Origin of the sequence: Micromonospora sp. NPDC048930 (assembly GCF_043197935.1) — a bacterium.
Taxonomy (GTDB): domain Bacteria; phylum Actinomycetota; class Actinomycetes; order Mycobacteriales; family Micromonosporaceae; genus Micromonospora.
On the sequence record NZ_JBICUB010000008.1, the window covers coordinates 48,394 to 61,304 of the forward strand.

Genomic DNA, 12,911 nt, shown 5'->3' on the forward strand with positions numbered 1-12,911 from the left:
GGCCGAGCATCGGCCGGGCAGAATCGACGCCGTGCGGATCAGCCTGCTCGGACCCCTGGAGCTGCGCGCCGACGCCGGTACGCCGGTCGAGGTCGGCGGCGCCCGCCTGCGCCGGCTGCTGATCCTGCTGGCCCTGGAACCCGGCCGGACGGTCACCGTCGGCCGGCTCGCCGACGGCGTGTGGGACGGCGACCCGCCGGCCGGCGTCGCCAACGCGCTCCAGGCCCTCGTCTCCCGGCTGCGCCGCAGCGCCCCGGGGCTGCCCGTCGAGGCGCAGCCGGGCGGCTACCGGCTCACGCTGTCCCGGGACGACGTGGACCTGCACCGGTTCGAGGCGGCGGTGAACGCCGGCCGCTCCCGCCTCGCCACGGACCCGGCCGGGGCGTGCCGACGGCTGGCCGAGGCGCTGGCGCTGTGGCGCGGGCCGGCCCTGGCGGACGTCGCCGACGCCGACTTCGCCCGCGCGCCGGTGGCCCGCCTCACCGAGCTGCGGCTGGCCGCCACCGAGGACCTGGTCGCGGCGCGGCTGGCCGCCGAGACCCCGGACGCCCTGCTGCCGGAGCTGCGCGAGCTGGTGGCGGCCCACCCGCTGCGGGAGCGGCTGACCGGGCTGCTGATCCGGGCGCTGCACCGGGCCGGCCACCCCGCCGAGGCCCTGGCCGAGTACGAGCGGCTGCGGACCACCCTCGCCGACACCCTGGGCACCGACCCCGGCCCCGAGCTGACCGCCCTGCACCTGGAGATCCTGCGCGGCGGGGACAGCGGCGTTCGACGGGACGGGACGGACAGCCGGCGCGGCGGGCGACCCGCCGAGGCGAACGGCCACGGCCGGCGGGCCGGGCCCACCGACCCGCACCACCGGCCGGAGACCGACCTGACCGCGCCGGTTCCGGGGGCGGCCGGGCGGCGCAGCGGACCGACCGGGGACGGCGGCACCCCGGCAGCCGGGGCCGACCGCACCCCCGGGCCGGTCCGGGGCCACCTCCCGGCCGCGCTGACCAGCTTCGTCGGGCGGGAGGAGGCCATCGCCCGGGTCGACGCGCTGCTCGACCGGTTCCGGCTGGTCACGCTCACCGGGCCGGGCGGGGCCGGCAAGACCCGGCTGGCCGTCGAGTCCGGCCGGGCCGTCGCGGGCCGCTTCCCGGACGGGGTCTGGCTGGTGGAGCTGGCCCCGGTCACCGACCCGGCCGAGGTGCCGCAAGCCGTGCTCGCCGCGCTCGGCCTGCGCGAGCAGGCACTGCTGGCCCGCGCCGGCCGTGGCGCCCCCGAGCCGGTCGAACCGGTCGGCCGGCTGGTCGAGGCGCTCGCCGGCCGGTCCGCGCTGCTGCTGCTGGACAACTGCGAGCACCTGCTCGACGCGGCGGCGGACCTCGCCGGCCGGCTGCTCACCGCCTCCCCCGGCCTGCGGGTCCTGGCCACCAGCCGGGAGCCGCTGGGCGTCACCGGGGAGGCGCTGCGCCCGGTGGAGTCGCTGGCTCTGCCACCGGCCGACGCGGACCCGGCGGCCGCGCTGGCGTACCCGGCGGTGCGGCTCTTCGCCGACCGGGCCGGCGCGGCCCGCCCGGACTTCGCGGTGGACGACACCACGGTCGGCCCGGTGATCCGGATCTGCCGGGCGCTGGACGGGATGCCGCTCGCCATCGAGCTGGCCGCCGCCCGGCTGCGCTCGCTGACCGCGGCCCAGGTGGACAGCCGGCTGGACGACCGGTTCCGGCTGCTCAGCGGCGGCAGCCGGACCGCCCTGCCCCGGCACCAGACGCTGCGCGCGGTGGTCGACTGGAGCTGGGACCTGCTCGACGACGGGGAGCGGGCGCTGTGGCGGCGGCTGGCGGTCTTCGCCGGCGGGGCCACCCTGGACGCGGTCGAGCGGGTCTGCGCCGACCCGGACGACGAACCGCCCCGGCTCGGCGCGCCCGCGGTCGCGGACGTGCTCGACCGGCTCGCCGCCCTGGTGGAGAAGTCGCTGGTGGTCGCCGTCGGCGACACCGAACCGCGCTACCGGATGCTGGAGACCATCCGGGAGTACGGCCTGCACCGGCTGGCCGAAGCGGGCGAGGCGGACCGGATCCGGCGGGCGCACGCCACGGAGTACCTGGCCCTGGCCGAGGCGGCCGAGCCCCGGCTGCGTACCGGGGCGCAGCTCGACTGGCTGCGCCGGCTCGCCGCCGACCACGACAACCTGCACGCCGGGCTGCGGTACGCCATCTCCGCCGGGGACGCCCCGACCGCGGTCCGGTACGCCGCCGCGCTGGGCTGGTACTGGTGGCTGAGCGGCCAGCGGGCCGAGGGCGCCGAGTTGGCCGCGCAGGTGTTCCCGCTGCCCGGAGTGGACGAGCACACCGCCCCGGACCGGCTCGCGGTGGCCCTGACCATGGCGGCGCTCAACCTGGTCTCCACCCGCAACGACCTGACCACCAGCATGGCGTGGCTGGAGCGGGCGGCGGAGCTGGCCGTCGGGCACGAGGGCGCGCACCCGGTGCTGCGGCTGGTCGGGCTCGTCGTCGCGGCGTTCCGCAACGGGATGCCGCCGCAGACCCCGGACGAGCTCGCCGCGCTCTTCGACGACCCGGACCCGTGGGTCGCCGGCACCGCCCGGCTGTTCCAGGCGCACGCGTACCTCAACGCGGGACTGTCCGACGAGACGGCCGAGGCGGACCTGCGCGCCGCGCTGGCGCACTACCGCACGGTCGGGGACCGCTGGGGCATGTCGTTCGGCCTCACCTCCCTGGCCGACCTGCTGGACCGGCGGGGCGAGGCGACCAGGGCCACCCCGTTCCACGAGGAGGCCCTCGCCTACTTCGAGGAGCTGGGGGTGCGGGACGACGTCCCGGAGATGCGGCTGCGCCTGGCGCACAACCTGTGGCGGCGCGGTGACCACGACCGGGCGCTGGCGGCGCTGGCCCGGGCCGAGCGGGAGGCGGAACTCACCGGTTCCGACGAGACCCGGGCGGCGACCGCACACGGCCGGGCCGAGATCCTGCGCGCCCAGGGCGACTGGGCCGGAGCGCGGGCCTGCCTCCAGGAGAGCATCCGGCTGCTCGGTGAGCGCAGCGTCGCGCCGCAGTGGCGCGCGTTGCACGCCACCAACCTGGCCATCCTGGCGGCGGTCGAGGGAGACCTCGACTCCGCCCGGGCCCACCACGCCCGGGCGCTGGAACTGGCGCTCGGCTCCCAGGACGCCCCGGTCGTCGGCGCGGTGCTGGTCGGTTACGCCGACCTGGCGCTGTGCCTCGACCGCCCGGCCGCCGCGGCCCGGCTGCTGGGGGCGGCGAGCGGCGTACGGGGCGGCCCGGACCACGCGATCCTGGACCGCCCCCGGGTGGAGGCCGCCGCCCGCGCCGCGCTCGGCGAGGCGGGTTACGCCGAGGCGTACGCGGGCGGGCTGGGCTACCGGTTGGAGACCGCGGCCGAGGCGGTCCGGCTCACACTCGACGCCTGAGCGCCCGCACGGCGAGCGGGGCGAAGACGGCCAGCAGCACGGCCGCCCAGATCAGTGACCGGGCCACCGGGCCGGCCACCGGGCCGGAGACGAGCAGGCCGCGCAGCGCGTCGGCGAGGGTGGTGACCGGGTTGACGTCGACCCACCGCTGCAGCCACGACGGCATGGTGTCGGTCGGCACGAACGCGTTGCTGGTGAAGGTGAGCGGGAAGATCACCATGAAGCCGAAGATCTGCACCTTGTCCGGCTCGCTGACCAGCACCCCGACCAGCACCGAGATCCACGACGCGGCCAGCGAGAAGGCGAGCAGCAGGGCGAAGGCGCCGAGCAGGCCCACCAGCCCGTTGCCCAGCCGGAAGCCGAGGATCGCGCCGACCCCGATCAGCAGCGCCACCGACCAGGCCTGCTTGACGGTGTCGGCGAGGATCCGGCCGGCCAGCGGGGCCCAGCGGGCGACGGGCAGCGCCCGCAACCGGTCGAACACGCCCTTGGTGAGGTCGTTGTTCAGCCCGAAGCCGGTGGTCATGGTGGCGAAGAAGGCGTTCTGCACGATGATCCCGGGCAGCGCGAACTTCAGGTAGTCGCCGGGACTGCCGGAGATCGCGCCACCGAAGACGTACGTGAAGAGCAGCACGAACATCACCGGCTGGATGCTCAGGTCGAGCAGCTCCATCGGGTTGTGCTTGATCTGCACCAGGCTGCGCCAGGCCAGGGTGCCGGTGTGCCGCAGTCCGGCGACGAGGCTCGGCCGGCGGGCCGGGGCGAGCGGGGTGGCGAGGGTGGCGGCGGTCATGCCGGGATCCTTTCCAGATCGGCGTCGGCGGTGTCCTGCTCGGCGCGGTGGCCGGTCAGGTGGAGGAAGACCTCGTCCAGGCTGGCGCCGCGCAGGGCCAGCTCGGCCACGGCGACCTCGGCGGCGTCGAGCCGGCGGACCACGGCGGGCAGCACGCCCGGGTCGTTCACCGGCACGGAGACGGTGCTCTGGGCGACCTCGGGGGCGGCCCCGGTGACCTCGCGGGCGACGGCCAGCACGGTGGGCAGGTCGGTCGGGTCGATCGGCCGGATGGCCAGCACCTGCCCGCCGGTGCGGGCCTTGAGCTGCTCCGGGGTGCCCTGCGCGATGACCCGGCCGTGGTCGACCACGGCGATCTCGCTGGCCAGCTGGTCGGCCTCCTCGAGGTACTGCGTGGTCAGCAGCACGGTGACGCCGTCGGCGATCAGGCCGCGGACGATGTCCCAGAGCTCGTTGCGGCTGCGCGGGTCGAGCCCGGTGGTCGGCTCGTCGAGGAAGAGCACCTGCGGCCGGCCGACCAGGCTGGCGGCCAGGTCGAGGCGGCGGCGCATGCCGCCCGAGTAGGTCTTGGCGGCCCGCTCGGCGGCGTCGGTGAGCTGGAAGTCGGCGAGCAGCTGCCGGGCCCGGGCCCGGGCGTCTCCCCGGGACAGCCCGAGCAGCCGGCCGATGAGCAGCAGGTTCTCGGTGCCGGTGAGGTTCTCGTCGACCGAGGCGTACTGGCCGGTGAGGCCGATCAGCTGGCGCACCCGGTGCGCGTCGCGGCGGACGTCGTACCCGCCGACGGTGGCGTGCCCCTCGTCGGCGGCGAGCAGGGTGGCCAGCACCCGCACCGCGGTGGTCTTGCCCGCCCCGTTCGGCCCGAGCAGCCCGAACACCGTCCCGGTCGGGACGGCCAGGTCCACCCCGGCCAGGGCGGTCGTCGCGCCGAAGCGGCGGACCAGGCCCTCCGCGCGGATCGCGTATGTCATCGGAACTCCCGTCGTTCTCGCTGGTCACCCCACCTTGAGCGACGGGGCTGACGTTACGGCGACAACCGCTGACAAACCGCTGATTTACCTGCGGGCAGAAACGACGCGACCGCCGCGGCCGGTCACCCGGCGGCGGCGGTCGCAGGTTGTCGTCAGGCCAGGTTCGACGACCTGGGGTACGCGTCGGCCGGGTCGGTCAGCACGTTGACCAGGTACGGCACGCCGGCGTCGAAGGCGCGGGCCAGGGCCGGGCCGAGGTCGGCGGCCTTCTCCACCGTCTCGCCCGCGCCACCGAGCGCCTCGACCACCTTGTCGTAGCGCAGCCCCGGCTGGAGGTCGGCGGCCACGTCGTAGCCGTACATGGCCCGCATCGGGTGCTTCTCCAGGCCCCAGATGCCGTTGTTGCCGACCACGATCACCACCGGGAGCTGCTGGCGGACCAGGGACTCCACGTCCATCAGCGAGAAGCCCGCCGCGCCGTCGCCCATCAGCACGCAGATCTGCCGGTCGGGGTGGCTGACCCGGGCGCCCATCGCGTAGCCCATGCCGGTGCCGAGGCAGCCGTACGGTCCGGGATCGAGCCAGGTGCCGGGCTGCGCCGGCTCCAGGTACCTCCCGGCGTACGAGACGAAGTCGCCGCCGTCGCCGATGGTGATCGCGTCCGGCGCGAGCACCTTGCGCAGCTCGCCGTAGACCCGGGCCGGGCGGATCGGGTCGGTCTCGGCGGCCATCTCCTCGGTGTCCCGGGCCTTCGCGGCGTCCTCGGCGGTCCGCAGTTGCGCGATCCAGTCGGCGTGGTCGGCCCGGTCGCCGGGGCGCTCGGCGAACGCGGTGAGGATCAGGCGCAGGTCGCCGGCGGGGCTGGCGGCCGGCTGGACGTGCCCGGCGCGCTGGCTGGGCGCGTCGACCACGTGCACCACCTGCGCGTCGCCGAAGTCACCGAAGGCGAGCCGGAAGTCGAGCGGGGTGCCGACCACCACGACCACGTCGGCGCCCTTGAGCGCGACCCGGCGGGCCTTGGCGAAGGCGAGCGGGTGCTCGGGCGGCAGCGCGCCGCGGCCCATGCCGTTGGTGAAGACCGGCACCTGCAGCGACTCGGCGGCGGCGCGCAGGGCGTCGACGGCGTCGCCCGCGTACACGTCGGAGCCGGCGATGATCACCGGCCGGGACGCGGCGGCGATCAGGCCGGCGGCCTTCGCGACCTCGTCCGGGTCGGGCTCCAGCGGGGCGACCGGGGTGACCGCCGGCAGGTCGGCGTCGCCGACGGAGAAGACCGCCTCCAGGGGGAAGTCGAGGAAGGCCGGGCCGCGGTGCGGGGTCAGCGCCGCGGTGAGGGCGGCGGTCACCGCGCGGGGGATGTCGTCCGCGCTGAACACCGTCTCGGCGTGCTTGGTGACCGGGGCGACCAGGGGCAGGTGGTCCATCTCCTGGAGGCTGCCGGAGCCCCAGCGGAACTGCGGGGCGCGCCCGCCGAGCACCAGCACGGGCGAGGCGTTGAAGAAGGCGCTGGTCAGGCCGGAGACGCCGTTCGTGACGCCGGGGCCGGCGGTGAGCACGGCCAGGCCGGGGCGGCGCTGGAGCTTCGCCACCGCCTCGGCGGCGAAGACGGCGGACTGCTCGTGCCGGACGTCGTAGAGCGGGAAGCCGGCCTTGTGCGCGGCGTCGTAGAGCGGGAAGACGTGCCCGCCGGAGAGGGTGAACATCTCCCGTACGCCGTGCGCGCGCAGCGCCGCGAGGGCCAGCTCGCCGCCGTGACCTTCGACCCGTTCCGTCATCGCCGCTCCCCTTCGTTGCCTGACCGGAGTCACACGCTACTGGCCGGTAGGCGAGATGTGAACCGCGCTCGGGTCGGCGGCGGGGTGCGCCGCCGACCCGGGACCACGGCTCACCGGCCGGTGAAGCCCGGCTTGCGCTTCTCGACGAACGCGGCCATGCCCTCGCGCCGGTCGTCGGTCGCGAACAGCGCGGCGAAGAGCTGGCTCTCCCAGGCCAGGCCGGAGTTGAGGTCCATGTCCAGGCCACCGTCGACGGCCGCCTTGGCCGCCCGCAGGGCCTGCACCGGGCCGGTCAGGAACGGCTTCACGTACGCGACCGCGGCGTCGTAGACCTCGGCGGCCGGGACCACCTGGTCGGCCAGGCCGATCCGCAGCGCCTCCTGGGCGTCGATCATCCGGCCGGTCATGATCAGGTCCTTGGCCCGGGCCGGGCCGACCAGGCGGGCCAGCCGCTGGGTGCCGCCGGCGCCCGGGATGATGCCGAGCTTGATCTCCGGCTGGCCGAGCTTGGCGTCCTCGGCGACGATCCGCCAGTCGCAGGCCAGGGCCAGCTCGCAACCCCCGCCGAGGGCGTACCCGGTGATCGCGGCGACCACCGGCTTCGGGATCCGGGCGATGGCGCCGAGCGCGCTGGACAGGTCGGCGGCCCGCTCGGCCATGTCCACGTAGGACATGTCGGCCATCTCCTTGATGTCCGCGCCGGCCGCGAAGACCTTCTCCCCGCCGTACACGATGACGGCGCGGACCTCGGGGTCGGCGGTGGCCGCCGCGGCGGCGGCGCGCAACTCCTCCTGCACCTGGGTGTTGAGCGCGTTCATCGGCGGCCGCTCCAGCCGGATGGTGCCGATGCCGTCCTTCACTTCCAGCCTGACGAACTCGCCCACGCTGCCCTCACTTCCTCGTCGAAGTCGCGTGCCAACCTTACGACCAGGATCGTTGGGGTAGACAGACTGGTGTCTGACCCGACACCCGGAGTGAGGTCATGATCACGTACTACGACGACCGGTCGGTGCAGGTCACCTCCACCGCCCTCCGCGTGGACGGGCGCACCTATCCGCTGGCCGAGCTGGGCCTGGTCTGGCACCGCCGGGGCAGCCGCTCCTGGCGGGTGCTCGCCGGCCGGGGCGCGATCGGCGCCGCCCTGGCCGGGCCGCTGGTGGCCGCCGCGCTCGGCGTCGCGCTCGCGCTCTGGCTGCACCGCTCCCTCGTGGTCACCGTCGCCATCGTCGGCGTGTCCGTGCTGGTCGGTCTGGGCGTCGGGCCGCTCGCCGACGTGCTCTTCGAACACCTCGACCGGTCGTACGCCCGGGGCAGCCGGGAACTGGAGATGTGGGCGCGCTGGCACGGCCAGCCGGTCCGGCTGCTGCGCACCGGCGACGCGCTGCGCTTCGGCCAGATCTACCGGGCCGTGCAGCGGGCGATGGAGCAGGCGCCTCAGTCGAAGTTGATCGGCTCGTCCGGCAGCAGCCCCAGGCCGCGCAGCAGGCCGTAGGTGTCCTGCTCGCCCCAGAACTGCACGATCCGCCCACCGGCCAGCCGGTACATCTTGCAGGCGCTCTGCACCGTGGTGGCGCCCGTCGAGTCGCGCCGGTACGTCTGCGCCATCGAGACCACTACCCGGTCCTCGGCGGCGAAGATCTCCAGGATCTCCTGGTCGAGCACGGTGAGCCCGGGCGAGGAAATAGCCCCTTCCGGATAGCGCCGGCCACGCACGGCCGTGCCGCTGCCGTAGATCTCCACGTCCTCGGCGACCACCTCGGCCAGCTCGGCCAGGTCCTTGGTGATGAAGGTCCGCAGGTAGCGCCGGACCACTTCGACGTTGCGCTCCTGCTCGGTGATGGCCGTCCCGGCCCCGCTCCGCTCCGCCATGCCCGCGACGCTACCCGGGCGACGTCGTGTGGGCCGCCCCCGGCGGCGCTGCCTCCCCCGCCCCGGCTCCGCACCTCCGCCGCCACGAGCCCGGCGGCCATGGTGTTGTTGTTGGCCGCCTTTGGAGCTGATATCACCAGCGACTCGGCATCTGCACGGGCGCGGCTCCCACGCGCCGGCCCGCACCGCGCGGACGGGCGGGGCGATATCGCGAACGACTCAGCTCCAAAGGGGATGCGGGCCCATCCCGCTCCCGGAGTGGGCCGGCCGGGCTTGAGTCCGGGTGGTTAGGCTGAGTGATGACCCTCTATTACCGGGACGACGCGGTACAGGTCACCTCCGAGGCCATCCACGCCGGCGGGCACGTCGTCAGGCTCGCCGACATCGCGTACGTCTGGCACGCGCGCGGCGCGACCACCCTGGCCGTCCGGGGTCGGGTCCTCGGCCGGGGCGTGCTCGTCCTGCTCCTCTCGCTGCCGCCGCTGGCCGCCCTGGTCTGCGTGCTCTCGCTCGCCTGGGCGGCGCAGGACCGGGGCAACTGGAAGCTGGCCCTGCTCATCCTCGGCGCCTTCGTGGCCATCGGGCTGGCGCTGACCCCGTTCCTGGAACTGCCGCTCGGCTGGCTGGACCGCTCCTACGAGCGGGGCAGCCGGGTGCACGAGCTGTGGGTGCAGCACCTCGGGCGGGAGGTGATGCTGCTGCGCACGCCCGACGCGCTGCGGTTCGGGCAGATCTACCGGGCGGTGCAACGCGCCGTCGAGCAGCACGGCGAGCACCGATGACGGGCCGGCCCGCGGCCACCCGGCGGCACTGGCCGGGTCGACGCACACTGGTGGGCATGGCGATTCCCCTCCCCCGGCCCGGCGCCGTCGTCGGGCTCACCCGTTCCGCCCTGGACCAGGCGCTCGGCTCGGCCGCCGCGTTCGCCGCCGTGCCGGCCCGCGCCCTCACGGTGCTGGACGAGGTGGAGACGCTGCTGCGCCGGATCAACGGGGTGGTCGACCGGATCGAGGGCACACTCGACCGCACCGACCGGGTGCTCACCGACGCGGAGGCGGCGGTCCGGGAGGTGGCGGTGATCAGCGCCGCCGCCACCGAGGCGATCAACACGGCGACCGAGGTCGCCACGGCCGCCGCCGTCGTGGTCGGCGAGGCCGAGCAGGTCTCCGCCGCCGCCGGGGTGGTGATCGGGGAGGCCGAACGGGTCGCCCGGACGGCGGGCGCGGTGGTCGCCGAGGTCGACGCGGTGGCCGGCCGGGCCGCCGGCACGGTGCTCGCGGCCGAGCAGGCGGCCGGCACCGCGGCCGAACTGCTGGCCGCGTACGAGCCGACGCTGCGCCGGGCCGCGCCGATGGCGGCCCGGTTCGTCGAGCAGCTCAGCCCGGAGGAGGTGACCGCGGCGATCCGGCTGGTCGACGAGCTGCCGAAGCTCAAGGAGCACCTGACCTCCGACGTGCTGCCGATCCTGGCCACCCTGGACCGGGTCGGCCCGGACCTGCACGACCTGCTCGCCGTCACCCGGGACCTCAAGCTGGCCGTCGCCGGCATCCCCGGCCTCGGCATGCTGCGCCGCCGCGGCGAACGCCTCGCCGACGAACCCGCCGACCGCGACGCCGCAGCCGACTGACCGGGCCGCGGCCAGCCGCCGTCAGCAGTCGCAGGTCACCGCCGCCCGGGGTGCGGTCAGCTCGTCCACCCGGCGGCGGACCGTCCCCGTCGGGGTGACCACCGGCAGGCCCTCCCGGGCCCAGTACTCGAAGCCGCCGATCATCTCCTTCACCGGCCAGCCGAGCCGGGCGAACTCCAGCGCGGCCCGGGTCGCCCCGTTGCAGCCCGGCCCCCAGCAGTACGTCACGACGGTCGACCCGGCCGGCACCAGTTCGGGGGCCCGGGCGGCGATCTCGGCGGTGGGCAGGTGCACCGCGCCCGGCAGGTGGCCCTGCCGCCAGGCCGCGTCGCCCCGGGAGTCGACCACGACCAGCCCCGGCGTGGCCGCCTCCAGGGCGGCGTGCACGTCACTGACGTCGGTCTCGAAGCTGAGCCGGGCGCGGAAGTGGGCGGCGGCGGTCGCCGGGTCGGCCGGCGGTACGGAGAAGGTCATGCCCCGATCCTGCGGCCGGCCCCGCCGCCCGGGACAGTGGCGTGATCGCCGTCCTTCGCTAACATCCCGCCATGGCTCCCGTCGACCGGACCGTGGCGGTGCTCGCGTACCCGGGGATGTCGGTGTTCGAGACCGGCATCGTCACCGAGGTGTTCGGGCTGCCCCGGCCCGAGCTGGAGGTGGACTGGTACCGGCTCACCGTCTGCGCCGAGCGGCCCGGGCCGGTGCCGGTGGTCGGCGGCGCCGCCCTGCACACCCCGTACGGCCTGGAGACGCTGGCCGGTGCGGGCACGGTGGTCCTGCCCGGGGTGCCGGACGTGACCGTCGACCCGTCGCCGGAGCTGGTGGCCGCGCTGCGCCGGGCGCACCACCGGGGCGCCCGGCTGATGTCGATCTGCTCCGGGGCGTTCGCGCTGGCCGGCGCCGGCCTCCTCGACGGCCGCCGGGCCACCACCCACTGGCGGTACGCGGACCTGCTGGCCCGCCGGCACCCGGCGGTCACCGTCGACCCGGACGTGCTCTACCTCGACGACGGGGACATCCTGACCAGCGCGGGCAGCGCCGCCGGGCTGGACCTCTGCGTGCACGTGGTCCGCCGCGACTTCGGCGCGGCCGTGGCCAACGCGGTCGCCCGTCGGCTGGTGATCCCGCCGCACCGGGACGGCGGGCAGGCCCAGTTCATCGAGGCGCCGGTGAGTGTCGACCCGGACGACGACCGGATCGCCGCCAGCATGGCCTGGGCCGTGCGGCACCTGGCCGAACCGCTGACCGTGTCGGCACTGGCCCGGCAGGCGCACCTGTCGACCCGCAGCTACCTGCGGCACTTCGCCCGGGCCACCGGCACCAGCCCGATCCGCTGGCTGATCGACCAGCGGGTGCGGGCCAGCCTGGCCCTGCTGGAGACGACCGACGCCCCGGTCGCGGAGATCGCCACGGCGGTCGGCTTCGACAGCCCGGTCACCTACCGGCACCACTTCGGCCGGGCGATGCGGACCTCGCCGTCGGCGTACCGGCGGGCGTTCCGGGCCGCCGCGGCGTAGCCGGGCCGCTCAGGCCGGCGGGGTGTACAGCTCGTCGATCTCGACGCGGCGGGGCAGCGCCACCGAGGCGCCGAGCCGGCGTACGCAGGCCGCCCCGGCCGCGGCCGCCCAGTGCACCGCGTCGACCAGCTCGCGTCCCTCGCCCCAGGCGACGGCGAGGGCGGCGGTGAACGCGTCCCCGGCGGCGGTGGAGTCCACCACGTCGACCTTCACCGCCGGGACGTGCACCGCCGTCCCGTCCCGGTCGACGAGCCAGGCGCCGTCGCCGCCGAGGGTGAGGACCGCCCGCGGCACCCGCTCCAGCAGCGCCGTCGGCTCCTCCCGGCCGCGCCCGGTCAGTGCCTGCGCCTCGGTCTCGTTGACCACCAGCAGGTCCACCGCGGCGAGCAGTTCCGCCGGCACCGGCCGGGCCGGCGCGGCGTTGAGCACCACCCGGGTGCCGGCCACCCGGGCCGCCACGGCCGCCTCGGTCACCGTCTCGACCGGCACCTCCAGCTGCGCGACCAGCACGTCCGCCTCGCGTACGGCGTGCAGCTCGCCCTCGGTGAGTCCGGTGAACGCGTCGTTGGCGCCGGGGGTGACCAGGATGGCGTTCTCCCCCGCCGTGCCCACCATGACCAGGGCGACGCCGGAGGCACCGTAGACGACGCGGAGCTGGCCGGTGTCCACGCCGGCCGCGGTGATCCGGGCCTTGAGGGTGACCCCGAAGGCGTCCGAGCCGATCGCGCCGAGGAAGACGCAGGACGCTCCGGCGCGGACCGCGGCGACGGCCTGGTTGGCGCCCTTGCCGCCGGGCAGCATCACGAAGTCGCTGCCGAGCACGGTCTCCCCGGGGCGGGGCAGTGCGGGGGCGGTGCCGACCAGGTCCATGTTGGCGCTGCCCACCACGGCGACCCGGGTCTGCTGCACGGTGCTCCTCCGGTCGG

12 protein-coding genes are annotated in these 12,911 nt (G+C 75.8%); 5 read left to right on the forward strand and 7 right to left on the reverse strand.

Annotation, left to right across the window (positions count from 1 at the left end; genetic code table 11):
* Positions 1-31: 31 nt before the first annotated feature.
* Positions 32-3,439, forward strand: coding sequence for a BTAD domain-containing putative transcriptional regulator (locus ACGFI9_RS21560; RefSeq protein WP_393180237.1), 3,408 nt, complete (start codon positions 32-34; stop codon positions 3,437-3,439).
* Here ACGFI9_RS21560 and ACGFI9_RS21565 read toward each other — a convergent pair.
* The 4 genes from ACGFI9_RS21565 to ACGFI9_RS21580 all read right to left on the reverse strand — a co-directional run bounded on the left by ACGFI9_RS21565 (position 3,423) and on the right by ACGFI9_RS21580 (position 7,859).
* On the reverse strand, positions 3,423-4,232 hold the full coding sequence (locus ACGFI9_RS21565) for an ABC transporter permease (protein ID WP_393180239.1): 810 nt from the start codon (positions 4,230-4,232) through the stop codon (positions 3,423-3,425). The two genes, ACGFI9_RS21560 and ACGFI9_RS21565, sit on opposite strands and share 17 nt — an antisense overlap.
* Positions 4,229-5,200, reverse strand: coding sequence for an ATP-binding cassette domain-containing protein (locus ACGFI9_RS21570; RefSeq protein WP_393180241.1), 972 nt, complete (start codon positions 5,198-5,200; stop codon positions 4,229-4,231). The genes ACGFI9_RS21565 and ACGFI9_RS21570 overlap by 4 nt, the downstream gene beginning before the upstream one ends.
* 152 nt (positions 5,201-5,352) lie before the next feature.
* Entirely contained in the window at positions 5,353-6,975 is a 1,623-nt protein-coding gene (locus ACGFI9_RS21575) for an acetolactate synthase (protein ID WP_393180243.1), read from the reverse strand.
* A 110-nt stretch (positions 6,976-7,085) separates the two neighbouring features.
* Positions 7,086-7,859, reverse strand: coding sequence for an enoyl-CoA hydratase/isomerase family protein (locus ACGFI9_RS21580; protein WP_393180245.1), 774 nt, complete (start codon positions 7,857-7,859; stop codon positions 7,086-7,088).
* A gap of 98 nt (positions 7,860-7,957) precedes the next feature.
* Between ACGFI9_RS21580 and ACGFI9_RS21585 the strand changes: the two genes are divergently transcribed.
* Positions 7,958-8,467 (forward strand): DUF6232 family protein, encoded by a 510-nt coding sequence (locus tag ACGFI9_RS21585; RefSeq protein ID WP_393180248.1) that lies wholly within the window; start codon positions 7,958-7,960, stop codon positions 8,465-8,467.
* Here the strand turns inward: ACGFI9_RS21585 and ACGFI9_RS21590 are convergent.
* Positions 8,410-8,844: a nuclear transport factor 2 family protein gene (locus ACGFI9_RS21590; protein WP_393180249.1), complete on the reverse strand. Its 435-nt coding sequence runs from the start codon at positions 8,842-8,844 to the stop codon at positions 8,410-8,412. The two genes, ACGFI9_RS21585 and ACGFI9_RS21590, sit on opposite strands and share 58 nt — an antisense overlap.
* Before the next feature lie 299 nt (positions 8,845-9,143).
* On the opposite strand from ACGFI9_RS21590, the gene ACGFI9_RS21595 reads away from it, so the two are divergent.
* Both ACGFI9_RS21595 and ACGFI9_RS21600 read left to right on the forward strand, forming a co-directional pair.
* Positions 9,144-9,626 (forward strand): DUF6232 family protein, encoded by a 483-nt coding sequence (locus ACGFI9_RS21595; protein ID WP_393180251.1) that lies wholly within the window; start codon positions 9,144-9,146, stop codon positions 9,624-9,626.
* A 56-nt stretch (positions 9,627-9,682) separates the two neighbouring features.
* Positions 9,683-10,471 (forward strand): hypothetical protein, encoded by a 789-nt coding sequence (locus ACGFI9_RS21600; protein WP_393180252.1) that lies wholly within the window; start codon positions 9,683-9,685, stop codon positions 10,469-10,471.
* 21 nt (positions 10,472-10,492) lie between these two features.
* Here the strand turns inward: ACGFI9_RS21600 and ACGFI9_RS21605 are convergent, their stop codons facing one another.
* Positions 10,493-10,945 carry a rhodanese-like domain-containing protein gene (locus ACGFI9_RS21605; RefSeq protein WP_393180255.1) on the reverse strand — a complete coding sequence of 151 codons (453 nt, stop codon included), beginning with the start codon at positions 10,943-10,945 and terminating at the stop codon, positions 10,493-10,495.
* A 71-nt stretch (positions 10,946-11,016) separates the two neighbouring features.
* Here ACGFI9_RS21605 and ftrA point away from each other — a divergent pair, with 71 nt between their 5' ends.
* On the forward strand, positions 11,017-11,985 hold the full coding sequence (gene ftrA, locus ACGFI9_RS21610; protein WP_393180257.1) for a transcriptional regulator FtrA: 969 nt from the start codon (positions 11,017-11,019) through the stop codon (positions 11,983-11,985).
* A 9-nt stretch (positions 11,986-11,994) separates the two neighbouring features.
* On the opposite strand, the gene ACGFI9_RS21615 is transcribed toward ftrA, so the two are convergent.
* A complete protein-coding gene (locus tag ACGFI9_RS21615; RefSeq protein WP_393180259.1) occupies positions 11,995-12,894 on the reverse strand; it encodes a ribokinase in 900 nt (299 codons plus the stop codon).
* Positions 12,895-12,911 lie beyond the last annotated feature (17 nt).

Excerpts from the sequence above, each read along its gene's own strand:
- ACGFI9_RS21575 (WP_393180243.1), bottom strand. The coding sequence starts at position 6,975 with ATGACGGAACGGGTCGAAGGTCACGGCGGCGAGCTGGCCCTCGCGGCG.
- ACGFI9_RS21595 (WP_393180251.1), top strand. The coding sequence starts at position 9,144 with ATGACCCTCTATTACCGGGACGACGCGGTACAGGTCACCTCCGAGGCC.
- ACGFI9_RS21605 (WP_393180255.1), bottom strand. The coding sequence starts at position 10,945 with ATGACCTTCTCCGTACCGCCGGCCGACCCGGCGACCGCCGCCGCCCAC.
- ACGFI9_RS21585 (WP_393180248.1), top strand. The coding sequence starts at position 7,958 with ATGATCACGTACTACGACGACCGGTCGGTGCAGGTCACCTCCACCGCC.
- ACGFI9_RS21570 (WP_393180241.1), bottom strand. The coding sequence starts at position 5,200 with ATGACATACGCGATCCGCGCGGAGGGCCTGGTCCGCCGCTTCGGCGCG.
- ACGFI9_RS21600 (WP_393180252.1), top strand. The coding sequence starts at position 9,683 with ATGGCGATTCCCCTCCCCCGGCCCGGCGCCGTCGTCGGGCTCACCCGT.
- ftrA (WP_393180257.1), top strand. The coding sequence starts at position 11,017 with ATGGCTCCCGTCGACCGGACCGTGGCGGTGCTCGCGTACCCGGGGATG.
- ACGFI9_RS21565 (WP_393180239.1), bottom strand. The coding sequence starts at position 4,232 with ATGACCGCCGCCACCCTCGCCACCCCGCTCGCCCCGGCCCGCCGGCCG.
- ACGFI9_RS21590 (WP_393180249.1), bottom strand. The coding sequence starts at position 8,844 with ATGGCGGAGCGGAGCGGGGCCGGGACGGCCATCACCGAGCAGGAGCGC.